The sequence below is a fragment of the Salinicola lusitanus genome, from assembly GCF_003206045.1.
GTDB lineage: Bacteria > Pseudomonadota > Gammaproteobacteria > Pseudomonadales > Halomonadaceae > Salinicola > Salinicola lusitanus.
This window is the reverse complement of sequence record NZ_PZJM01000009.1, coordinates 548678-570550: the sequence shown is the minus strand read 5'-3', so window position 1 is coordinate 570550 and position 21873 is coordinate 548678. Positions and strand designations below refer to the sequence as shown.

Sequence of the window (21873 nt, the reverse complement as noted above, 5' to 3'; positions counted from 1 at the left end):
GAGCGTGGAGAGGCACCGCGCCCCGGCGCTCAGACCGAAGGGGCGCGGTGTCGAGAGCACGAGGTAACGCTTAGCGAACCGGCGGTGCGTACTGGATGCCGCCGTCGTTCCACAGTGCGTTGATGCCGCGTTCGAGTCCCATCGGCGAGTCGGCGCCCACGGTGCGGTCGAACACCTCACCGTAGTTGCCCACCATCTTGACGATGTTGTAGGCCCAGTCGTTGCTGATGCCCATCTGCTCGCCGAAGTTGCCGTCCTTGCCCAGCAGGCGGGCGACGTCCGGATTCGGCGGGGTTTCGCGCATTTCGTCGACGTTCTCGCTGGTGATGCCGAGCTCTTCGGCGTCGAGCATGGCGAACAACGTCCACTTGACGATGTTGAACCACTGATCGTCGCCCTGACGCACGACCGGGCCCAGCGGCTCCTTGGAGATCCGTTCCGGCAGAATCACGACACCGTCCGGATCCGCCAGCTGCAGACGCAGGGCGGCCAGCTGCGAGGAGTCGGAGGTCAGCACGTCGCAGCGGCCGCTGTCGAAGCCCTGGGCGGTCTGGTCGGAGGTATCGAAGGCGACCTGCTGGAACTGCATGTCGTTGGCCTTGAAGTAGTCGGCCATGTTGAGTTCGGTGGTGGTACCGGCCTGCACGCAGATGGAAGCGCCATCCAGCTCTTTGGCGCTCTTGACGCCGAGATCCTTGCGCACCAGGAAACCCTGGCCGTCATAGAAGTTGACCCCGGTGAAGTTCAGCCCCAGCGAGTTGTCGCGGGTGGCGGTCCAGGTCGTATTGCGGGACAGCACGTCGACTTCACCGGACTGCAGCGCGGTGAAACGCTCCTTGGCGGTCAGCGGGGAGAAAACAACGGCTTCCGGGTCGCCCAGAACGGCCGCGCCAACGGCACGGCAGACTTCAACGTCGATACCGGTCCATTTGCCATTTTCATCGGGAGACGAGAACCCGGTCAGCCCCGTGCTGACACCACAGGTGAACTCGCCGCTGCTTTTGACATCATCCAGAGTGGCAGCCTGAACTTGGGTGACGGCAGCCGCGGCAAGCATGGCGGCTGGCAGTACGATCAGGCTTTTGTTCTTGTGGCGCATATGGAATCAACTCCCTCGCATTATCATTTGAGTGCATGCCGGAACATGCCCAGATGAAATTAGCAAAGTTCGTTCCACTTTCGCGCCGAGGGCCGTAAAACCCTGTTTCAACGCTACCCTAGCCTCGACGATCCTGCCCACATCGAGTTCGGCGGACCGCCCGGGGCGCCGAAATGACAACAAATTGTTTCAAAACAGTGCCTAAATAACACACCTGCACCATGGTGGTGCCCGCGCTGAAGATCCTTCCCGGACCCATGCCCGCCGGGAGACCCTGGTGCTTGATTCGACTAACGTTGAATTCCGCGACCGCGTCGGTACCGCGATCCGATCGATGACACGCCCAGGGCGACGCTGGCGCCGAGCGCATTGGCGAGAATATCGTCCCAGTCACCGCCTTGACGCCCCGGCACGCAGAGCTGCAGGTATTCGATGGCGATACTGAATGTCACCGCCGCCAGCCAGGCCGACAGCCAGCGGCACCCGGAGAGACGCAGCCCGAGCGCCAGGCCGGCGTAGGCGATGAAGTGGTTGAGCTTGTCCCAGGGCAGGTGCTGCGGCAACTCTTGAGCGGGACTCAAGCTTCCCCAGGCGATCCCCGCCGCCCAGACCAGCGTCGCCACCACCGCGGCCACTCTTGGCCAGCGCGATGGCCCAGCGTCGTCCCACTCTCGGCGGCGGCCGGCTTTCATGGCTCGTCCGCCAGTTCGCCAGGCAGCCCGCAGCGATGGCAGAGCCCGGCAGAAAGATGATTCACCCAGCGTGGATGATCCTCGAGACGCGCGGCACCAAGCGACGAGAGTCGATGCCGGTGGTTGCCGACGAGACGGTAGCCGCCATCGCGCAGAGGACGCGGAATCCAGCGCAACCACTCGAGTCGCTGCCAACCACCCCGCAGCCGGGCGGCCAGGCGCCAGACGGCATCGCTGTTACGGCGGGGTTCGCCGTCGGCGAAACACCAGATGCTGTCTGAATGCGCGAAGTCGATGCCGAAATGCTCGCCGAGCCGATGCGAGACCGAGCCCTCCAGCCCCGCGATGCGCAGCCGGCTGTCCGGCCTTTCGCGGGCCAGCAGCCAGCGAACCGAACGCCGACAGAACGGGCAGTCGGCATCGAACAGCAGCAGGCCATTGCCGCCCTCGCCGCCAGCGGACTCATCGATGATAGGCGGGGCTGAGCTCATGCAGGGCATCCATGAACGCCGTGACGTGATCCGGATCGGTGAACTGACTGATGCCGTGTCCCAGGTTGAAGACATGACCTTCGCCCGGGCCGAAACTTTCGAGGATGCGGGCAACCTCCTCGCGAATCCGCGACGGCGGCGCAAACAGCACGTTGGGGTCGAGATTGCCCTGCAGCGCCACCCGTTCGCCGACGCGCCGACGGGCGTCGCTCAGCTCGGTGGTCCAGTCCAGGCCCACCGCGTCGCAGCCGCTGTCGGCGATCGACTCGAGCCACTGCCCGCCGTTCTTGGTAAACAGGATGACCGGCACCCGGCGGCCGTCGTGCTCGCGAATCAGGCCATCGACGATGCGCTGCATGTAGGCCAGGGAGAACTCGCGATAGGCCGGCGTCGACAATGCCCCGCCCCAGGTGTCGAAGATCTGCACCACCTGGGCGCCGGCGCGAATCTGGGCATTCAGGTAGTCGGTGACCGCGGTGGCGAGTACGCCGAGCAACGCATGAAGGGTGTCGGGGTCCCCGTAGAGCATCGCCTTGAGGTGGCGGAAATCCTTGCTCGAGCCGCCTTCGACCATATAGGTCGCCAGCGTCCACGGGCTACCGGAAAAGCCGATAAGCGGCACCCGGCCACCGAGCTCGCGACGGATCGTGGAGACGGCGTTCATCACGTAGTCGAGATCGCGCTCGGCGTTCGGCGCGCTCAGCGCGGCCACCTCGGCGGCGGAGCGCACCGTCTTGCGGAACTTGGGGCCTTCCCCTGTCTCGAAATAGAGCCCGAGCCCCATGGCGTCCGGAATGGTCAGGATATCCGAGAACAGAATGGCGGCATCCAGCGGATAACGCTCGAGCGGCTGCAGCGTTACCTCGCAGGCCAGTTCGGCGTTGCGACACAGATCCATGAAACTGCCGGCGTGGGCCCGGGTCTGACGATACTCCGGCAGATAGCGGCCCGCCTGTCGCATCATCCAGACCGGCGTGCGGTCCACCGGCTGGCGGGCCAGCGCCCGCAGCAGGCGGTCGTTATGCAGCGCCGGCGGCTGGACAGCGTCGGAAAGCGCCTGCGACTGGGAATCACGGGACAGAGTCATGACGGCCTTTTGCGTTCGAGATTTGCCGGCATTGTAACGGATCGGCCGCCAGGCCTGTTATAATGCCGCCCTTTTTAATTGTCCGGCGCTCTCGGCCAGCATTCGACGCCGGAGCCCCTCCTACCGCGAGGTCATCGTGACGATCCGCTTCATCGCCGCATCGCAACTACCCACTCCCTGGGCGACGTTCATGCTGCACGGCTTCCAGGAAGAGGCCACCGGCAAGGAGCACGTCGTGCTCACCCTTGGCGACGTCACCACGTCGGAACCGGTGCTGGCGCGGGTGCACTCCGAATGCCTGACCGGCGATGCCCTGTTCTCGATGCGCTGCGACTGCGGCTATCAGCTTCAGGAAGCGCTCAAGCGGATCGCCGACGAGGGGCGCGGCGCCCTGCTCTACCTGCGTCAGGAAGGCCGCGGCATCGGCCTGCTCAACAAGATCCGTGCCTATGCGCTGCAGGACGATGGCGCCGACACCGTCGAAGCCAATGAGCGCCTGGGTTTCGGTGCCGACCAGCGCCGCTACGATATCTGTGTGCCGATGCTGGAACATCTGGGCATTCGGTCGCTGCGGCTGATGACCAACAACCCGCGCAAGGTCGAGGCGCTGAGCCAGGATGGCGTCGAGATCCACGAGCGCCTGCCGATCACCACCGGTCGCAACCCGTTCAACGAGCACTACCTGACCACCAAGGTCGGCAAGCTCGACCACATGATGGATCTCGACGATTTCACGCCCGCCAGCGACGTGGATATAGAACGCGACGCCTGAACGACCGCTTCCTCACCCGCGAACTTCTGCCGGCGTCATATTGGCGTCATCATGGCCACACAGACTGAACGCCGAGGTCTCGATTCAGTCACATAAGAGACAGCTTTCCGAATTCTGCCGCCGTAGTGGCAGCCGCCTCGAACAGTGAGGTCTCGAAAATCATGTCCGATCAGCCGCCAGCGTCCGCCAGCGCGCATGAACCCGACGAATTCTCCCGGTTAGAGGAGTGGTTGCACAGCATCAGCCACGGCATCGGCGCGGCGCTGAGTCTCGTCGGCATGATCGTATTGATCGTGCTCGCCAGCGTCGCCGCCCACGTCGACCCCTGGAAGATCGTCAGCGTCTCGCTCTACGGCAGTTGCCTGCTGCTGCTCTACACCGCCTCGACCCTCTACCACGGCTTTCGCGGCCAGCGCCTGAAGCGCGTCTTCCAGGCCTTCGATCACTGCGCCATCTACCTGCTGATCGCCGGCACCTACACCCCCTTCCTGCTGGTCAACCTGCGCGGGCCGATGGGCTGGGCGCTGTTTGCCGTCATCTGGAGCCTGGCACTCGGCGGTATCGCGCTGCGTCTGATCTGGCCCCATCGATTCGACATACTGCGCGTGTTCATCTACCTGATCATGGGCTGGCTGATCCTGATCGCCTCCGACAGCCTCACCGCCCAGCTATCCCCCAACGGCCTCGCCCTGCTGGTGGCTGGCGGCATCACCTACACCGTGGGCGTGATCTTCTACGCCATCCGGGCAATCCCGTTCCATCACGCGATCTGGCACCTGTTCGTGATCGGCGGCAGCGTCTGTCACTTCCTGGCCGTCTACACCGCAGTGCTGCCGTTCGAGACCTGAACTGGCCTCCGGCGATCTCGCTCCAGACGCTATCAATCGCCCCCGTTACCGCCCAGCACGTCGCCCGGATTGCGCAACGGACACTGCGACAGCGACAGGCAACCGCAGCCGATACAGCCATCGAGCTGGTCGCGCAGCAGGGTGAGCTGGGCGATGCGCTCGTCCAGGGCCGCGCGCCAGCGCTCCGACAGCCGCCGCCAGTCCGCCGCCGTGGGGGTGCGCGAGTCGGGTAGCGCTGCCAGTGCCTCGCGGATTTCCGTCAGCGGCACACCGGTACGCTGGGCGATCTTGATCACCGCCACACGGCGCAGCACGTCTCGGGTATAGCGCCGCTGATTGCCGGCGTTGCGCCAGCTGTGGATCAACCCCCTGGTCTCGTAGAAGTGCAGCGTCGATACCGCAACGCCGCTTCGCCGGGCCACATCACCGACGCTCAAAGCCTGTTTGGTGGCGGAGATCGCCCCCCTCCGCGGTGCTCTCGTCGTCATGTTCCACGCTTGACCTCAAGCTTGCTTGAGGAATTAGAGTGCAGCGATTCCAACCTTCTCGCAAGCGAGCGACACCATGCCATCCGATACGCCTCAACCGCCGAGCCGGGGCAGTTCTCGACACGCTCGACCGCCGCCAGCTGCCGTGGTTACCCTCGTCTCCGGCAGTAAAGCTAGGTCACGCAGGGGCCAATCGATGACTCCAGGGTAGCCGAACCGGCGTACAATCAAGGCTGCCCCCGGGCGACCGAACGACCGCGCTCGCGAGTCGTCGCCCCGATCATGAAACCAGACTCCAGGATTGCCATGTTTCGCTGGTTCGAAAACCGCCTCGATCCCTTTCCGCCCCAGGAACCTCAGCGTCCCCCCGATACCCTGGTCGCCTTCTGCCTCCACTACACTCGGGGTGCCTGGCCTTACTTGCTGACGGCGACGGCGCTGATGGCACTGATCGCCGGCATCGAGGTGTGGATGTTCGGCTTTCTGGGCAACATCGTCGACTGGCTTGCCGCCCAGGATCGGGAGACGTTCCTGGCCAGCCAGGGCTGGAAACTGGCCGGCATGGCCTTCGTGGTGCTGATCCTGCTGCCCGGCATGGTGTGGCTGCACTCGCTGTTCCAGCAGCAGACGATGATGGGCAATTTCCCCATGCGTATCCGCTGGCAGGCGCACCGTTATCTGCTGCGCCAGTCGATGCACTTCTACCAGGACGAGTTCGCCGGACGCATCGCCACCAAGGTGATGCAGACCTCGCTGGCCGTGCGCGAATGCGTGATCAAGCTGTTCGACGTGCTCAACTACGTCAGCGTCTATTTCCTGGGCACGCTGCTGCTGGTGGGCAATGCCGACTGGCGCCTGGCGATGCCGCTGGTGGCCTGGCTGGCCGGCTACCTGGTGCTGCTGCGGGTATTCGTGCCGATCATGGGCCGGGTGTCGAAATCCCAGGCCGATGCCCGCTCGCGCATGACCGGGCGCATCGTCGACAGCTACAGCAACATCCAGACCGTCAAGCTGTTCTCCCACGCCCAGCGGGAGGCGTCGTTCGCCAAGGAGGGCATGCACGGTTTCCTGGTCACCGTGTACCGTCAGATGCGCTTGGTGACAGGGCTCTACGGAATGCTCTACCTGCTCAATGCGCTACTGCTGTTCAGTGTCGGCTGGCTCTCCATCGCGCTGTGGCTGGGGGAGTCGATCAGCGTGGGTGCCGTCGCCGTGGCGCTGGGCCTGGTGATGCGGCTGTGGGGCATGTCGCAGTGGATCATGTGGGAGGTTTCGGGCCTGTTCGAGAACATCGGCACGGTCCAGGACGGCATGGCGACGCTGTCGCTGCCGCGCCAGATCGAGGACGCACCCGAGGCTCGGCCGCTCGCCATCGATCGCGGCGAGATCGCGTTCGACCATATCCGCTTCCACTACGGCAAGGGCGGCGGCGTGATCGACGACCTGTCGCTGACCATCCGGCCCGGCGAGAAGATCGGCCTGATCGGCCCGAGCGGCGCCGGCAAGTCGACCCTGGTCAACCTGCTGCTGCGCTTCTACGAGCTGGAGGGCGGCGCCATCCGCATCGATGGCCAGGATATCGCCGAGGTCACCCAGGAGAGCCTGCGCGCCAAGATCGGCATGGTCACCCAGGACACCTCGCTGCTGCACCGCTCGGTGCGCGACAACCTGCTCTACGGTCGCCCCGACGCCAGCGACGAGATGGCCTGGCAGGCGGCGAAGCAGGCCCATGTCTCGGACTTCATCGAGTCACTGCGCGACGTTCACGGTCGAGAGGGGTTCGAGGCGCATGTCGGCGAGCGCGGGGTCAAGCTCTCGGGCGGCCAGCGCCAGCGGCTCGCCATCGCCCGGGTGATGCTCAAGGATGCGCCGATCCTGATCCTCGACGAGGCCACCTCGGCGCTGGACTCCGATGTCGAGGCGGCGATCCAGGAAAATCTCGACCAGTTGATGCGGGGCAAGACGGTGATCGCCATCGCTCACCGGCTCTCCACCATCGCGGCCATGGACCGGCTGGTGGTGATGGAGCAAGGACGCATCGTCGAACAGGGCAGCCATGCCGAACTGATCCGCCACAACGGTCTCTACGCGCGGCTGTGGCGGCGCCAGTCCGGCGGCTTCCTGGAAGCGGAAGCCGCGCCGCCATCGACACAGGAGGTTCGCTGAGCCAGGCCGCGCGGTGGGAGCCGGCGCGGTCAGCTCCGGTAGGAGGGCAGTCCCGATACCCCCTGCAGCGCCGAGTCGCTGCGGCCGGCGTCCGGAATCACGCTGAAGGTGCCGTCGGTCTCCAGCACCACGGCATGGACGCCTTCGACGTCGGCGATGCCGTTCTCGCGGATGGCCGCGCGAACCTCGGCTTCGGCGACGCGCTCCCGGGTCATGGTCGCCTGCTGAAAACACCCCTGGAAGAGCAGCAGCGTCGGCTGCGACTTGACCAGGTTCTTGATCGCGCGGGAACGGACGGACGTGAACGTGATCGCGAACTGCAACAGCACGATCAACAGGAAGGCGGTGATGCTTTGCGCCAGCGATACTTGCGTGGATACCAGCGCCGTCGACAGCGTCGACCCCAAGGCGATGGTGACCACGAAATCGAAGGCATTCCATTTCGATAGCGTACGCTTGCCGGACAGTCGGATGATGGCGATCAGGACCAGATAGCTGATGATGCCGACGACGATGGTGTGCAGGACAGGCGGCATGAACGAACCCCGTGAACGAGTGAGCAGCGATCTGTCAGCCTAGGCGGCTTGTGCCGATGCCGCCAGCCGTGACGCCCCGATCCCAGCACAGGCTCTCGATCAAGAACGACTCAGCTCACCAGTTTCAGCCCCACCACCGCCGAGACGATCATCGCCACGAAGGCGAGGCGCAGCGGTCTGCGCGACTCACCCCACAGCAGCATGCCCATCAGCGTGCTGCCGAGGGTGCCGATCCCGGTGAAGATGGCATAGGCCACGCCCATGTCGATCGAGCGCATGGCGATCGACAGCAGGCCCAGCGAACTGCCGAAACCGACGACGAGCAGCAGCAGGCCGTGCAGACGCTGGCCGCGATTGAGGCGATCGAAGCCGGCGACGCCGACGATCTCGAAAGCGCCCGACACCAGCAGGGCGATCCAGTGCAGTGTGGTCGGTTCCATCAGTCGCTCACCCGTTGCAATCCGATCACGCCGGTCAGCAGCAGCGCGATGAAGGCCAAGACCGGCCAGTGAAACGCCACGCCGAACAGCAGCCAGTCGGCGACGGCCGTGCCCGCCGCGCCCAGGCCGACGAAGACCGTATAGACGGTGCTGGTGGGCATGTAGCGCACCGCCCGCGAGGCCAGCCACAGGCTGGTGACCGCCAGCACGACGGTGAGCACCCAGTCCGGCACGGTTTCGGCATGCTTCAGGCCGGCTGCCCAGCCGACCTCGGCCAGGCCCGCCAGCGGCAGGATGATCCACTGCGGTCGCATCATGACTTGCACCCATCGGCAAAGAATGACTAACTAACGGTCGTTAGTTTATTTCACCCCATCAAACTTGGCAAGCTACGCCCTCTACCCCACTGGAAGACGACCCTTGAAGACCCGCGACCGCCTCAAGCAGATCGGCCTCTCGCTGTTCGCCCGCCACGGCTACGAAGCCACGACGCTGGCCCAGATCGCCTCCGCAGCGGGCATCAAGAAGCCCTCGATCTACAATCACTTCGACAGCAAGGCCGCGCTGTTCCTGGAGCTGTCCCGCGACGCCGACGACGACATGATCGCGCTGATCGACGCCAGCCTGGCCGAGATGGCGGACGCCCCGTTCGAACGACGGCTGCGACACCTGCTGCAGCAGTGCGCCACCTTTGCCTATCGTGAGCATCAAGGCGTTTTCTACAAGCGCTTCCTGCTGTTTCCTCCCCACGACCTCGTCGCCGAGACCGAGGCGATCACCGAGCAGGGCGAATCACGAATCGATCGGCGCCTGCTCGCCTTCGTCCAGGCAGGGCACCGAACCGGCGCCTTGCGCGAGACCTTGGCTGACGATCACTTCGTCGCCGCCTTCTACTGCGTCGTCGACGGGCTGCTATCGGAGACCTTCATGTATGAAAGACCTGAACTGGAGCGCCGGTTCGAAGGCGTCTGGTCGGTATTCTGGGCGGGCGTGAAGGCGGACTGATCAGCCTTCGGGCTTGCGATACGCCTGATAGCAGTGCTGGTTGCGCTCGAGGGCAACCAGCGAGTGGGTGTCGAGGCCGGGGATGTCGGCGATCTCCAATCCATCCAGCGCGGCGATGGAGTCGGGCGGGCAGTCGTTACGCGGCGGTATGTCGTTCCACCCCAGCAGGAACAGGCCGCCGGGCCTGAGGCAGACCGCCGCGCCAGCAAAAGCCGTCTCCACCGCGTCGGGCTCGTCCAGCCCCCATCCCAGTACACCGTTGCAGATGACCGCATCGAGGCTTGCCGGAGCGATGTGCTCGGTGATGTCGGTCATGTTCGCGACGATGTGCGGGTCACCACCGAAAGCCGCCTTGGCAGGATCGATCTCCATGGTCATCACCCGCTTGCGCGGCAGCAGCGCCGGATAGTGGCGGGTATACCAGGCACACCCGACGAGCAGCAGCGACTCCACCGCCGGGTCGCGGTCGAGCGCGGGCAACACCACGTCCTCGAGCAGTCTCCGGTCGCCGTAGCGGTAACGCAGTATCCATCCACTCTTGTCGATCGTGCCCAGCATGCGGGCGGCAGTGCGGTAGAGATCGGCCTTCGCTGGCATCCAGTCACGTCCCTGTGGTGGGAGTCTCGGCGTTCGTACCTCTATCTAAGCGTGTTACCTGCCACGAGACAATAGCGTCCGATCTCGGCGCGGGACGGCTTCAGCCCGCGCGCTGCTCCCGTGTCTTCTTGATCAGATCGTAGGCGTTGCTGATCTCGCTGGTCCGCTCCTTGGCCATCTCGCGCATGCTCTCGGGCAAGCCCTTGCCGGCCAGCTTGTCGGGATGGTTCTCGCTCATCAGCTTGCGATAGGCGCGCTTGAGCTCGGCATCGGAGGCATCCTCGGAGACGCCCAGCACGCGATAGGCGTCCTCCAGCGACTGACCGCTGCTCGCCCCGCCGGCCCCCTGCTGGGCGCCACCGCGCAACATCGCTTCGATCTGCTGGATCTCCGCTTCGGAGAAGCCGAGGCCCCGGGCCACGCGAAGCAGCATGTCGTGCTCAGCGGGGTGCATCTGGCCGTCGGCGGCGATGGCCGCCAGCTGCACCTGCAGGAACACCTGCAGCAGCGCGCGCTGGCCGCCGGTAACGCGGCGCACCGTTTCCACCTCGGCGTCGAGGTCGAACTCCGGCGACTTGCCGCGATTGAAGGCCGCCTTGGCCCGCTCGCGCATCTGTCCGCTCAGATTGAGGCGATCGAACAGCATCTCGGCGGTGCGGATCTCGTCCTGGGTGATATGGCCGTCGACCTTGCACACGCACCCCATCACCGCGAAGGTCGACTCCAGGAACTGGTGCTGGATATTGACGACCCGCCCCACCAGCGAGCTGCGCAGCTTGCGGCTGATCCACCAGCCGATGGCGGCACCGATCAGAAGGCCCGGCAGCTTGCCGAAGAGATAGCCGATGACGGCGCCGATCAGAATGGCAATTGACATGAAAGTCCTATCGGTCGTTGTTGGTGTTCAAGCGTTGGTGGATGGCGGCCTCGATTCCCGTGGCGTCCAGGCCGCAATCGCGCAGTAGCTCGGCGGGCTTGCCATGTTCGACGAAAGCATCGGGAATGCCCAGGTTGAGCACCTGGGCCTCGACGCCTTCCGCCGCCAGCAGTTCGTTGACGGCGCTGCCCGCGCCGCCGGCCACCACGTTCTCCTCCAGCGTCACCAGCAGGTCGTGATCCCGTGCGGCCGCCAGGATCGCCTCCCGGTCCAGTGGCTTGACCGAGCGCATGTTGAGGTGCGTCGCATCGAGCCGCTCGGCGACTTCGGCCGCCGGCGTGTTGAGACTGCCGAAGGCCAACAGCGCAACGCGCTTCTCCGACGCGGCCGATTCACGCCGCCGTTCGGCCCTGCCGATCGGCACCCGAGCGGCCAGATCCGTCGGCAGCTCGCTGCCGGGCCCGGTACCGCGCGGATAGCGCACCGCGGCGGGGCCGGGATGGTGGTAGGCGGTCGACAGCATCGCGCGGCACTCGGCCTCGTCCGCCGGCGCCAGAATGATCATCTCCGGCACGCAGCGCAGATAGGAGAGATCCAGGGCACCGTGGTGGGTGGGGCCATCCTCGCCGACGAGACCGGCGCGGTCGATGGCAAAGGTCACATCGAGGTGCTGGACGGCGACATCGTGAATCAGCTGGTCGTAGCCGCGCTGCAGGAAGGTCGAATAGATCGCGACGACCGGCTTCATCGCCTCGCAGGCCATGCCCGCCGCCAGCGTCACCGCATGCTGCTCGGCGATCGCCACGTCGTAGTAACGCTCGGGATAGGTCTGCGAGAAACGAATCAGATCCGAGCCCTCGCGCATCGCGGGCGTGATCCCGATCAGTCTCGGATCCTCCGCCGCCATGTCGCACAGCCAGTCGCCGAAGACGTTGCAATACTTCCTCGGCTTCGGACGCGGGGTGGATTGCGCCGGCGCCCCGGCAGCGCTCATGGCAGCCGCCGGCGGTGTGATGGCATCCACTTGCGGCGGCGGCGGTGGCGTCTTTTCCAGCTTGGTGATCGCATGGAAGCCGATCGGGTCGGCTTCCGCCGGACGAAAGCCACGCCCCTTGCGGGTGCGGACGTGGAGAAACTGCGGGCCGTCGAGATCACGCACGGTCTCCAGCGCCTGGTTCAACGCCGCCAGATCGTGGCCGTCGATCGGCCCGAGATAGTTGAAGCCCATCTCCTCGAACAGCGTCGCCGGGCTGATCATGCCCTTGACGTGCTCTTCGGTACGCCGGGCGAGCTCCAGCGCGCCGGGGAGATGGGACAGGACCCGCTTGCCGTTCTCGCGCATGGCGGTGTAGGGCTTGCTGGTCAGGATCCGGGTCAGGTAGCTCGCCATGCCACCGACGTTTTCCGAGATCGACATCTCGTTGTCGTTGAGCACGACCAGCAGGTTGGCGTTGACGTGGCCGGCGTGGGCCAGCGCCTCGAACGCCATGCCGGCGGTCAGCGCGCCGTCGCCGATCACCGCGCAGACACGACGTTTCTCGCCCTTGGTCCGGGCGCTCAGCGCCATGCCCAGCGCTGCCGAGATCGAGGTGCTCGAGTGGCCGACGCCGAAGGTGTCGAACGGCGACTCTTCACGCCGCGGGAACGCCGCCAGGCCGCCATACTGGCGGATGCTCGCCAGCGCCTCGCGGCGGCCGGTCAGGATCTTGTGCGGATAGGCCTGATGGCCGACATCCCACAGCAAGCGATCGTGAGGCGTTTCCAGCGCACGGTGCAGCGCCACGGTCAACTCGACGACGCCGAGGCCGGCACCGAAATGGCCGCCACTGCAGCCTACGCTGTAGAGCAGGTAGGCGCGCAGCTCGTCGGCGACCTGTCGCTGCTGGGTCAGCGACAGCGTGCGCAAGCCCGCAGGCGACTCGAGCGTGTCGAGCAGCGGGGTGAATGGGCGCCGAGTGGGAATTTCATCGAACAGCTTCATAAAATGTCGTTACCGGGTCAGTGATCGCGATCGATCATGAAACGGGCCAGAGCCGCCAGTGGCAGGCCTGCCTCGCCCAGCGGCTGCAGGGCCTCGAGCGCCTCGTCGAGCAGGTGGAGCGCGCGCTCACGGGCCTGTGCGACACCGAGAAGAGCAGGATAGGTCGGTTTGTCGCGGCGCGCGTCGGCGCCGGAGGTCTTGCCCAGCGTCCGGGTGTCGCCGGTGACGTCGAGCACGTCGTCGTGAATCTGGAACGCCAGCCCCATCGCCGCGGCGTAATTGTCCAGCGCCGCCACCCTGGGATCGGACTCCTCGACCGCGACCAGCGCGCCCAGGCGCACGGCGGCACGGATCAACGCCCCCGTCTTGTGCTGGTGCATCATTTGCAGTGCGGCGAGATCCATCGGGGCGCCCACGGCACCGAGATCGATCGCCTGCCCCGCCGCCATGCCATCCCGACCGGCGGCCTGGGCGAGCGTGGTGATCAGGGCCGCCAGCCGCGGGTGCGGCCTGGAGGCAAGCGCCTCGAACGCCAGCGTCTGCAGCGCATCGCCGGCCAGAATGGCCAGCGGCTCGTCGAAGGCGCGATGGACCGTCGGTCGGCCGCGGCGGAGGTCGTCGTCATCCATCGCCGGCAGATCGTCGTGAACCAGCGAATAGGCATGGATCATCTCGATCGCCGCCGCCGGCGCATCCAGCGCGTCGTCCTCGGCCCCGAGCGCACGGCCGGCGAGATAAACCAGCACCGGACGCAGCCGCTTGCCGGAGCCCAGCACGCTGTACCGGAGTGCATCGTCGAGAGTGGCGCAGCTGCCGTTCTGGCGATTGAGCCAGCCGGTCAGCACGTGTTCGCTGCGTGACCGCGCCGCGTCGATCACCGCCGCGACGCCGGGTTGATCAGCGCTCATGGTCCGGCTCCCGGGTCTCGAACGGCACGGACTGCAGGCTGCCATCACCCTGCTCGAGCAGGGCCTGAACCTGAAGTTCGGCACTGTCGAGGCGGTGCTGGGCATCTCGCGTCAGCCGGACGCCACGCTCGAAGGCGCTCAACGAGGCTTCCAGCGTCAGTTCGCCGGATTCGAGCTGCGCCACCAGCGTCTCGAGTCGATCCAGCGTCGCGGCGAAATCCTTGGGGTCGTCCTGGGAAACGTCCTTGTCAGCCATCTTGTCGGGCATGGGGCTCTCGTGTCATCGCTCGCGGCCATCCAGATGGCGCCGGGAGCTCTCATCGAGGCGCGAACGTCCGGATAACGCCACGCCAGTTCGGAAACGGCTTCCCAGTATACACCGCCGCCCCGGGGGGGCGTCTGCCCCCGGCGGCAAATCCGGCACGGCGGCCTCGCGACCGCCCATGCCGGGCTCGGCAGCGCACTTGACAATGCATCCGCTTCACGTCGAAGCCGCGTCATTTTCATCGTGCCCGGCGGTGCCTGTGTTAAGCTATGCGCCCGCTGGCGCCACCGAGTCGGGGGCTCCCCGCCCCGGGTCGCCAGATCTTCCCATGAATGCGACGCCGCTCGTCATGCCACCGTCGCCACAAGCCGATGAAGAAGGGTTGATCCACCAATGGCCAAGACGTCTCTGGACAAGAGCAAGATCAAGATCCTCCTGCTCGAGGGCATTCATCAGTCCGCCGTGGACACGCTGCTGAACGCGGGTTACACCAGTATCGAGACGCTCTCCACGTCGCTGACCGAAGAGGATCTGATCGACAAGATCCGCGACGTGCACTTCATCGGCATTCGCTCCCGGACGCAGCTTACCGAGCGGGTCTTCGCCGCGGCGGAAAGGCTCACCGCCGTCGGCTGTTTCTGCATCGGCACCAATCAGGTCGATCTCGATGCGGCGCTCAAGCGCGCCATCCCGGTGTTCAATGCGCCCTACTCCAACACCCGCTCGGTGGCGGAGCTGGTCCTGGCCGAGACGATCATGCTGCTGCGCGGCATTCCCGAGAAGAATGCCCGCGCGCACCAGGGCGGCTGGCTCAAGTCGGCCAAGAACTCCCACGAGGCGCGCGGCAAGACACTGGGGATCATCGGCTACGGCAGCATCGGGGCCCAGCTCTCCGTGCTCGCCGAAGGGCTCGGCTTCGACGTGCTCTACTACGATGTGGTGACCAAGCTGGCCATGGGCAACGCGCGCCAGGTGGGCAGCCTGGAAGAGCTGCTCGCCCGCGCCGACGTGGTCACGCTGCACGTGCCGGACCTGCCCTCCACCCGCTGGATGATCGGTACCGAACAGGTCGCGCTGATGAAGCAGGGCGGCATCCTGATCAACGCCTCGCGCGGTTCGGTCGTGGATATCGACGCGCTGGCCGAGTCGCTCAAAAGCGGCAAGCTGCTGGGCGCGGCAATCGACGTTTTCCCGGTCGAACCCAAGGGTGCCGACGAAGAGTTCACCTCGCCGCTGCGCGGGCTCGACAACGTGATCCTGACGCCGCACATCGGTGGCTCGACCCTGGAAGCCCAGCAGAACATCGGCATCGAGGTCGCCGAGAAGCTGGTCACCTACTCCGACAACGGCACCACCATCACCTCGGTCAACTTCCCCGAAGTGGCACTGCCGTCGCATCCGGACAAGCACCGCCTGCTGCATATCCACGAGAACGTGCCCGGCGTGCTCTTCGAGATCAACCGCGTACTCTCCGAGAACGGCATCAACATCGCCGGCCAGTTCCTGCAGACCAACGACAAGGTCGGCTACGTCGTCATCGACGTCGACAAGGCCTACGGCAAGCAGGCGCTGGAAGCGCTCAAGCAGGTGAACCACACCCTGCGCCTGCGGGTACTCTACTCCGAGAGCGACTATCAGGCCTGATCGTCGCCTCGGTGTACCGTCGACCGACAAGCCGCCCGCGGGCGGCTTGTTGCGTCAGGTCCCGGAAATCACCGCCGCCTAGGGCAGTTCGCCGGTACCATTCTGGCCGCGGGAGGCGTCTGCCGGGTTGCTGGTCGGCCCTTCCTGGGGCACGCCGGGCTTCACCTCGCGCTGGCCATCGTTGTAGCGGTTGAACGTGCAGCCGCTGACGAGGGAGAGCAGGACCAGGGCTCCGACAAACGGGACGAGAGTGCGCATAACGGTTCCTTGAATCATCGATGATGGCGGCGATACGCCGTCGCCGCTCTGGTATTTTCCACCTCGTGGCATCGGCCGGCGATGCCTCAGAAGTCGATTCCGATACCAGCATAGACCGTTCGCCCCGGTGCCGGCTCGAAATAGCGGTCGTTACTGGCATTGATACGCACGTTGGCGTAATGCTCGACGTCGAACAGGTTGCGAACGCCGCCGTAGAGGTTGAGCACGGTATCGCCGCCCAGACGCCAGCCATCCCCCCCGCGCAGGTTGACCAGCCAGTAGTCGCCGACGTGAACGTCGCCGGCGTTGTCGGCCACCATATCGCCGACGTACTGCGTCTCGAGCGCCGCGAAGCGCCGATCCAGCCCCTGCCAGGTCAATCGATTGACCCAGGTCTGCTCCGGCAGGCCGGGGATGCGATTGCCACCGTAGTCGCCCGCCTCGCTGGCGTAGCTGTCGAACTCGTAGCGGGCCAGCGTCAAGGCGCTGTCGATTCGCCAGCTCGGATCGAACTGCCAGCCCAGCGCGACCTCGAGTCCGTCACGATCGCTGTCGCCGGCGTTCTCGTAGAAGGTGCGTCCATCATCGCCCTCGTAGGGCACCAGCTCGTCGCGCACGCGCACCGAGAACAGCGCCACGTCGTAGTCGAGACCGTTGTCGAAATTGCCGCGCAGGCCGAGCTCGCGACTCCAGGATTTCTGCGGCTCGATATCCGGATTGAACCCCCCGATGCCGGCGGGATTGGCGAACTCGGAGAAGGTCGGCGTCTCGTAGGCGGTACCGGTATTGACGTAGACCTGATGGTTGCGGCGATAGCGATAGCTCAACCCGGCCGAGCCGCTCCATTGATGGAAGGTCCGGTCGCCGCCGTTGTCGCCGTCACTGAGATAGTCGTCATCGATATCGAGATCGACCCGGTCGTAGCGCCCCCCCAGTGACAGGGTCCAGCGCTCGGTGAGATCGAGATCGCCCTGCAGGAAGGTACCGACCGAAGTGGCCGTCTGAGTCTCGTCGGCGACCTTGCCGGTGACATCGCCATTGAAGGCGACGTTCTTGCGCCCGCGGTCGTCTTGCTGACGCGCCAGGTCGAGCCCCGCCACATAGCGCAGCGGCATGTCGCCCACGCTCAATGTCTGGTGGTACTCGGCGCTGGCGCCGTAATAGTCGCGCTGATAGTCGATCAGGCTATCGCCGGGGTAAGGCAACTGCTGTTCGAAATCCCGCTTGAGATAGAACCCCTTGAGGTAGAACTCCCCGGGACCGGCCGACAGATCCTCGTACTGCAGCCCCAGCACCTGCTGATCGACCGACTGGCCGGTATCGTAGGCCTCGGTAAAGCGCCCCGCCTGATCGCGATCCTCGTGGACCTGCTCGCGGGTCAAGCCGCCCGGATCTTCCGAGCGCGGATTGTCGAGCAGGTTGACGATCGCCGTCAGCGCACGATCGCTGCCCAGCTCGCGGCGCAGCTTGGCGTTGAGCAGGTACTTCTCGGTCGAACTGTGATCGCGGTAGCCATCGACATTGAGCGCCGACACGCTGACGTGGTGGGACCACGGCCCGTTCACCCCGCCGTTGCTGACCGCGTACTTCCGATAACCGTCACTGCCGCCTTCCATACGGACATGGCTACCCGGGTCATCGCTGCCATCGGCGGTCGTCACGCTGATCACACCGCCGGCGGCGTTACCGTACTGGACGGCCGCCGGGCCCCGAATCACCTCGATGCGCTCGGCGCTGTCGAGATCGATGGCATCGAGCTGGGCCTGGCCATCCGGCAGGGTATAGGGAATGCCGTCGACGACAACGGTGATCCCGCGCACACCGAAGGGCGCACGAGCGCCGAAGCCGCGGATGGAGATCCGCTGCCCCTGGGCGAAATTGTCGCGATTCTGCAGAAAGAGACCGGGAACGGTGACCAACGATTCGTCCAGACGGACGCGCTGCTGGCCCTGCTGGATCTCGTCGCGATCGACCACCGAGACCGCGGCAGGCGTCGCGTAAAGCTCACGGGCAAGCCGTGGCGCGGTGATCTCGATCACCGGCTGCGCGCCGGACGAAGCAGTTGCCGGCGCGGGCTGTGCCAGCACGACGCCGGGCATGGCGGCACCGAGAGTCAGCGCCGTCGAGAGATAACGGAATGTCATGGCGTTCCCTGCAATCAGAATGTCGCCGCTTTTCCCGCGGCTTGAATCACGAGCTGGCGTGAGAAGCCCCATTCTTGCGTCTCCAGCCCGCCCCCGCAAGGCGATCCGTCCAGAACGGGATTGGCGGGAACCGACAAGCTCGACCATGCTGGAGGCGCGAACTCGGTATCCCTTCGCACCCATCCCGCATTAGGCAAGGAGGCTTGATCATGGATCTGGCGATTCGCGGTAAAACGGCGCTGATCACGGGCGCTCAGGGCGGTATCGGTCTGGCCACGGCCAAATCGCTCGCCGCCGAAGGCGTCAACCTGGTTCTCAGCGATCTCGATTCGGAGGCGCTCTCCCGCGCTGCCGCCGAGCTCGATGGCGACCCGCTCTGCATCGTGGCGGACGTCACCGATCAGGCCGACATCGATGCGCTGGTTCGCCAAGGCGTCGAACGCTTCGGCGCGATCGATATCGTCGTCCATACCGCAGGCGTCACCGGAGCCAAGGGCGACCCGCTGGAACTCAGCGACGAGGATTACGAACACGCCTGGCAGATCGACTTCTTCTCGGCGGTCCGATTGGCGCGAGCGACCATTCCGCCGATGCGCGACCGCGACTGGGGGCGCTTCATCTGCCTGACCTCGGAAAACACCATCCAGCCCTACTGGGAGGAGGCGGTCTACAATACCGCCAAGGCGGCGCTCAGCACATTCGTCAAGAATCTCTCCTACAAGGAAGCCGCCAATGGGGTGCTGTGCAACACGGTTGCGCCAGCTTTCGTCGCCTCGCCGATGACCGACGGCATGATGAAGCAGCGCGCCGAAGCGCTCGGCTGCACCTTCGAGGAAGCGATCGAGAGCTTTCTGGAGGAGGAGCGCCCCGGGATCGTCGCCAAGCGCCGCGGCGAAGCCGACGAGGTGGCCTTCGTCATCACCATGCTGGTGTCGCAGCACGCCTCGTTCGTCAACGGCAGCAACGTGAGGGTCGACGGCGGCTCGGTCATCTCGGTCCAGAATTGAGTCGAATCGCGCCCCACCCAAGCGCTGCCATGAAAAACGGGGCCGCAGCCCCGTTCTGGTTCGGCATCTCTGCGCCGGCCGATCACATGTTGTAGACCAGCGACACCCCCGTGGCGGTATCGGTCTGGCTGGACGCACCCGGCGGTGGGCTGTCGTTGAATTCGACCTCGTAGGAAACCTTGAGCGCCAGCGTGTCGTTCATCGCCACCGTCAAGGCGGTTTCCGAGCGCCCGATGATGTTCTCGTCGGAAGCCTCTGTCGCCAGCGACTGCGAGAACTTCGACGTCTCCGAGAACTGCCAGTCGTAGTCGAGCCCGGCATAGAGCAGGCCGACGTTGTCGTGGCCGCCCTCTTCGTACTCGTCGTGACGCACGCCCGGGCCGATCTCCACGGCCAGCGAGTGCGGCGGACCGCTCAGCAGTTGGCGCCCGTAGCCGCCGGCCAGGGTCGACTGGGAGTCGTAGCCGGAGAAGCGATCCTTGTCCCAGCGGGCCAGACCGAACAGGTAGTTGGAGGCAGAGAGGTTGTAGCGCGTCCGCCCGGCGACCAGATACTCCTCCGCCGAGGTTTCGTCGTTGTCGCTGGCGCTCTTGGCAGCCGCCTTGAAACTGTAGGACCACGCCTGCCGGAACCAGGTCATGTCGACACCGGCACGCAGGCTCTCGCTGTTGCTGTTGCCGCTGATCTTGTTGTAGCCCAGTTCGGCGGTTCCCTCGAAAGGCTTCTCCGCCTGCGCCGGATTGTCCATGACCTCGAAATCCTCGAGCTGGGCCTGCGCCATGCCGGCACCGGTCAGACCCGCGATGCCCAGACTGGCGGCCATGAGCGTTCTCAGGCGCCGCGAATGTCCCTGAGCGGGCTGTCGTCCTTGATGATTCACACTGTCGGCCTCTTGTGGCAGTCGAAACGCGCCATCCGTCGAATTGACGTCAGCGCTTTTCATTAGACGTAACCCAGGACGAGGAAACAACCGAACAGTGTTTTACTCCTTATTTCCCTGCGAATTCATGCGTCCCCGCGAATTCGTGGCGCCCGCCCCGGCGCGAGCAGGACATCGACGGGCGAGATATAAAAAAGGCGAGCCATTGGCTCGCCACAAACTTCCGTCAATGATTCGTTAGGTCTCATCCCGACGGAAGAGCGCTCGGGAGATGCATCGCGAGAGAGCCGAACCGGCTCGTCGGCCGGACACGCGATGCACCCTGTCAAGAGAGTGCCGTCGACAACGAGACCCACCCGTCATCGCCGCTCATGGCTGCCAAGTTAAGCGAGCGACGACCGGGCGTCAATATTTATGGAAACCATTTCCACTTTTTTAATGGCGAATGCGGCAGCGTCAATCAGAAGCAGGTCTCGATCACCGCCTTCACCGCCAGTCGATCGTCGACCAGCAGCATCCGCCGCCACTTGTCGAAGGTCAGGCAGGGATGCGAAGTGCCGAAGGCAATGACATCGCCAACCGCAACCTCGGCACTGTCGGGAATCTCGAGAAAGACGTGCTGATCCATGATCTTCGTCGTTCGCCACGAGCGGATGTCGACGGGCGCCGAAATGTCATCGTCGTGCCGGCGATAGAGACGGAGCGGCAACGGCAGGTCCGGCTCGTGACCGATGTCGCGCTTGCCCAGGGCGATGATCGCCAGGCCCGGCTCGGGTAGCGACTGAACATGGGCGAACACTTCCAGTGCCGGCTCCAACTCGCCCTCGAGCGCCGGATCACGGGCCTTGATCGCCTCCATCGCACCGGCATAGAGCTTGTGATCGTGAACCACGTAACAGCCCGGTCTCAGCACCGGCGTGTAGTGCTCGCGCAGCTCCGCCTTGTCGAACGCTTCGGCGATCAGATCGAACCACTTGGAGCCGGAGGCCGTGACGATCGGCGCCTCGCGCTGGAGTGCGCCGCTGGCGCGGAGCGTCTTGACGGTATCGACCAGCCGCTCGCCGTAGGCGCGTACCGCGGCGATCTCGTCGTCGCCGCCGATCATGCCCTCGTAACCCTCGATGCCGACCAGCGCCAGCGCCGGCTCGGCGGCGATCGCCGCCACTAGCGCGTCGACCTGCTCGGCATCACGGCAACCACAGCGGCCGCCGTCGATACCCAGCTCGACCAGTACGTTCAGTGTCAGGTTCCTGGCGGCGAAGAATGCCCCCAGGTCGCGAACGTTGTCCGCGCCGTCGACCACACAGTAGTACTCCAGGCCCGCCTCGATGGCATCCGCCACCAGCGCCATGTTCGGCCGACCGACCAGTTGATTGACCATCAACACCCGCGCTATGCCATGGGCATGCGCCGCCACCGTCTGCACCGCCGTGGCCAGGGTAATGCCCCAGGCCCCCGCCTCGAGCTGACGCTGAAACAGCGCTGGCGCCATGGTGGTCTTGCCGTGAGGAGCGAGCTTGGCACCGTGGTCATCGGCGAAGCGCTGCATCCATGCCAGGTTGTGGGCCAGCGGCGTCTCGAGTATCGCCGCCGCCGGCAGTGGCACGTCGGTCAGCAGCTGGGCAGGCGTCGACCTTGGGGTCCCTTTCTGCCGCGTTGCCGGGGGAGTCGTCTTGTTCATGATCTGT

At 65.3% G+C, this 21873-nt stretch carries 23 protein-coding genes; 6 read left to right on the top strand and 17 right to left on the bottom strand.

Features of this window, described 5'->3' with window-relative positions:
* Nucleotides 1–70 precede the first annotated feature (70 nt).
* The 4 genes from DOM45_RS15940 to hemE all read right to left on the bottom strand — a co-directional run bounded on the left by DOM45_RS15940 (nucleotide 71) and on the right by hemE (nucleotide 3369).
* A complete protein-coding gene (locus DOM45_RS15940; RefSeq protein WP_110602065.1) occupies nucleotides 71–1099 on the bottom strand; it encodes an amino acid ABC transporter substrate-binding protein in 1029 nt (342 codons plus the stop codon).
* Between the two features lie 290 nt (nucleotides 1100–1389).
* On the bottom strand, nucleotides 1390–1791 hold the full coding sequence (locus tag DOM45_RS15935) for a VanZ family protein (protein WP_110602063.1): 402 nt from the start codon (nucleotides 1789–1791) through the stop codon (nucleotides 1390–1392).
* Nucleotides 1788–2282 carry a thiol-disulfide oxidoreductase DCC family protein gene (locus tag DOM45_RS15930; RefSeq protein ID WP_157958454.1) on the bottom strand — a complete coding sequence of 165 codons (495 nt, stop codon included), beginning with the start codon at nucleotides 2280–2282 and terminating at the stop codon, nucleotides 1788–1790. Before DOM45_RS15930 ends, DOM45_RS15935 begins: the two co-directional genes overlap by 4 nt.
* On the bottom strand, nucleotides 2254–3369 hold the full coding sequence (gene hemE, locus DOM45_RS15925; RefSeq protein WP_110602062.1) for a uroporphyrinogen decarboxylase: 1116 nt from the start codon (nucleotides 3367–3369) through the stop codon (nucleotides 2254–2256). Before hemE ends, DOM45_RS15930 begins: the two co-directional genes overlap by 29 nt.
* A gap of 136 nt (nucleotides 3370–3505) precedes the next feature.
* Here hemE and ribA point away from each other — a divergent pair, with 136 nt between their 5' ends.
* Both ribA and trhA read left to right on the top strand, forming a co-directional pair.
* On the top strand, nucleotides 3506–4141 hold the full coding sequence (ribA, locus tag DOM45_RS15920) for a GTP cyclohydrolase II (RefSeq protein ID WP_110602060.1): 636 nt from the start codon (nucleotides 3506–3508) through the stop codon (nucleotides 4139–4141).
* 161 nt (nucleotides 4142–4302) lie between these two features.
* Nucleotides 4303–4989, top strand: a complete 687-nt coding sequence (trhA, locus tag DOM45_RS15915; protein WP_110602059.1) for a PAQR family membrane homeostasis protein TrhA — start codon at nucleotides 4303–4305, stop codon at nucleotides 4987–4989.
* A 32-nt stretch (nucleotides 4990–5021) separates the two neighbouring features.
* Here trhA and soxR read toward each other — a convergent pair whose 3' ends face one another.
* Nucleotides 5022–5477: a redox-sensitive transcriptional activator SoxR gene (gene soxR, locus DOM45_RS15910; protein ID WP_110602057.1), complete on the bottom strand. Its 456-nt coding sequence runs from the start codon at nucleotides 5475–5477 to the stop codon at nucleotides 5022–5024.
* Between the two features lie 306 nt (nucleotides 5478–5783).
* On the opposite strand from soxR, the gene DOM45_RS15905 reads away from it, so the two are divergent.
* Nucleotides 5784–7643: an ABC transporter ATP-binding protein gene (locus DOM45_RS15905; protein ID WP_110602055.1), complete on the top strand. Its 1860-nt coding sequence runs from the start codon at nucleotides 5784–5786 to the stop codon at nucleotides 7641–7643.
* A gap of 29 nt (nucleotides 7644–7672) precedes the next feature.
* Here the strand turns inward: DOM45_RS15905 and DOM45_RS15900 are convergent, their stop codons facing one another.
* From DOM45_RS15900 to DOM45_RS15890, 3 genes are all read right to left on the bottom strand, one after another.
* On the bottom strand, nucleotides 7673–8179 hold the full coding sequence (locus DOM45_RS15900; protein WP_110602053.1) for a DUF421 domain-containing protein: 507 nt from the start codon (nucleotides 8177–8179) through the stop codon (nucleotides 7673–7675).
* 110 nt (nucleotides 8180–8289) lie between these two features.
* Nucleotides 8290–8619: a DMT family transporter gene (locus DOM45_RS15895; RefSeq protein WP_205909481.1), complete on the bottom strand. Its 330-nt coding sequence runs from the start codon at nucleotides 8617–8619 to the stop codon at nucleotides 8290–8292.
* The gene (locus DOM45_RS15890) at nucleotides 8619–8936 is read right to left on the bottom strand and encodes a DMT family transporter (protein WP_110602051.1); all 318 of its coding nucleotides are present in this window, start codon (nucleotides 8934–8936) and stop codon (nucleotides 8619–8621) included. The genes DOM45_RS15895 and DOM45_RS15890 overlap by 1 nt, the downstream gene beginning before the upstream one ends.
* 103 nt (nucleotides 8937–9039) lie before the next feature.
* Here DOM45_RS15890 and DOM45_RS15885 point away from each other — a divergent pair, with 103 nt between their 5' ends.
* Nucleotides 9040–9624, top strand: a complete 585-nt coding sequence (locus DOM45_RS15885) for a TetR/AcrR family transcriptional regulator (RefSeq protein WP_157958453.1) — start codon at nucleotides 9040–9042, stop codon at nucleotides 9622–9624.
* On the opposite strand, the gene DOM45_RS15880 is transcribed toward DOM45_RS15885, so the two are convergent.
* From DOM45_RS15880 to xseB, 5 genes are all read right to left on the bottom strand, one after another.
* A complete protein-coding gene (locus tag DOM45_RS15880; protein WP_110602048.1) occupies nucleotides 9625–10221 on the bottom strand; it encodes a methyltransferase domain-containing protein in 597 nt (198 codons plus the stop codon).
* A 100-nt stretch (nucleotides 10222–10321) separates the two neighbouring features.
* Nucleotides 10322–11098 carry a co-chaperone DjlA gene (gene djlA / locus DOM45_RS15875; RefSeq protein ID WP_110602046.1) on the bottom strand — a complete coding sequence of 259 codons (777 nt, stop codon included), beginning with the start codon at nucleotides 11096–11098 and terminating at the stop codon, nucleotides 10322–10324.
* A 7-nt stretch (nucleotides 11099–11105) separates the two neighbouring features.
* Complete coding sequence (gene dxs / locus DOM45_RS15870; protein ID WP_110602044.1) at nucleotides 11106–13079, bottom strand: 1-deoxy-D-xylulose-5-phosphate synthase; 1974 nt, start codon at nucleotides 13077–13079, stop codon at nucleotides 11106–11108.
* Nucleotides 13080–13096: 17 nt separating this feature from the next.
* Nucleotides 13097–13987, bottom strand: a complete 891-nt coding sequence (locus DOM45_RS15865) for a farnesyl diphosphate synthase (protein ID WP_110602041.1) — start codon at nucleotides 13985–13987, stop codon at nucleotides 13097–13099.
* Nucleotides 13977–14255 (bottom strand): exodeoxyribonuclease VII small subunit, encoded by a 279-nt coding sequence (xseB, locus tag DOM45_RS15860; RefSeq protein ID WP_240612428.1) that lies wholly within the window; start codon nucleotides 14253–14255, stop codon nucleotides 13977–13979. The genes DOM45_RS15865 and xseB overlap by 11 nt, the downstream gene beginning before the upstream one ends.
* 390 nt (nucleotides 14256–14645) lie before the next feature.
* Between xseB and serA the strand changes: the two genes are divergently transcribed.
* Complete coding sequence (serA, locus tag DOM45_RS15855; protein ID WP_110602039.1) at nucleotides 14646–15896, top strand: phosphoglycerate dehydrogenase; 1251 nt, start codon at nucleotides 14646–14648, stop codon at nucleotides 15894–15896.
* A gap of 78 nt (nucleotides 15897–15974) precedes the next feature.
* Here the strand turns inward: serA and DOM45_RS15850 are convergent, their stop codons facing one another.
* A complete protein-coding gene (locus DOM45_RS15850; RefSeq protein ID WP_110602038.1) occupies nucleotides 15975–16154 on the bottom strand; it encodes a hypothetical protein in 180 nt (59 codons plus the stop codon).
* Between the two features lie 86 nt (nucleotides 16155–16240).
* Nucleotides 16241–18298, bottom strand: coding sequence for a TonB-dependent receptor family protein (locus tag DOM45_RS15845; protein ID WP_110602036.1), 2058 nt, complete (start codon nucleotides 18296–18298; stop codon nucleotides 16241–16243).
* A 209-nt stretch (nucleotides 18299–18507) separates the two neighbouring features.
* On the opposite strand from DOM45_RS15845, the gene DOM45_RS15840 reads away from it, so the two are divergent.
* Nucleotides 18508–19305: an SDR family NAD(P)-dependent oxidoreductase gene (locus DOM45_RS15840; RefSeq protein WP_110602034.1), complete on the top strand. Its 798-nt coding sequence runs from the start codon at nucleotides 18508–18510 to the stop codon at nucleotides 19303–19305.
* 82 nt (nucleotides 19306–19387) lie between these two features.
* On the opposite strand, the gene DOM45_RS15835 is transcribed toward DOM45_RS15840, so the two are convergent.
* Nucleotides 19388–20128: a DUF481 domain-containing protein gene (locus tag DOM45_RS15835; RefSeq protein ID WP_110602032.1), complete on the bottom strand. Its 741-nt coding sequence runs from the start codon at nucleotides 20126–20128 to the stop codon at nucleotides 19388–19390.
* 517 nt (nucleotides 20129–20645) lie between these two features.
* Complete coding sequence (locus DOM45_RS15830) at nucleotides 20646–21866, bottom strand: amino acid deaminase (protein ID WP_110602030.1); 1221 nt, start codon at nucleotides 21864–21866, stop codon at nucleotides 20646–20648.
* Nucleotides 21867–21873 lie beyond the last annotated feature (7 nt).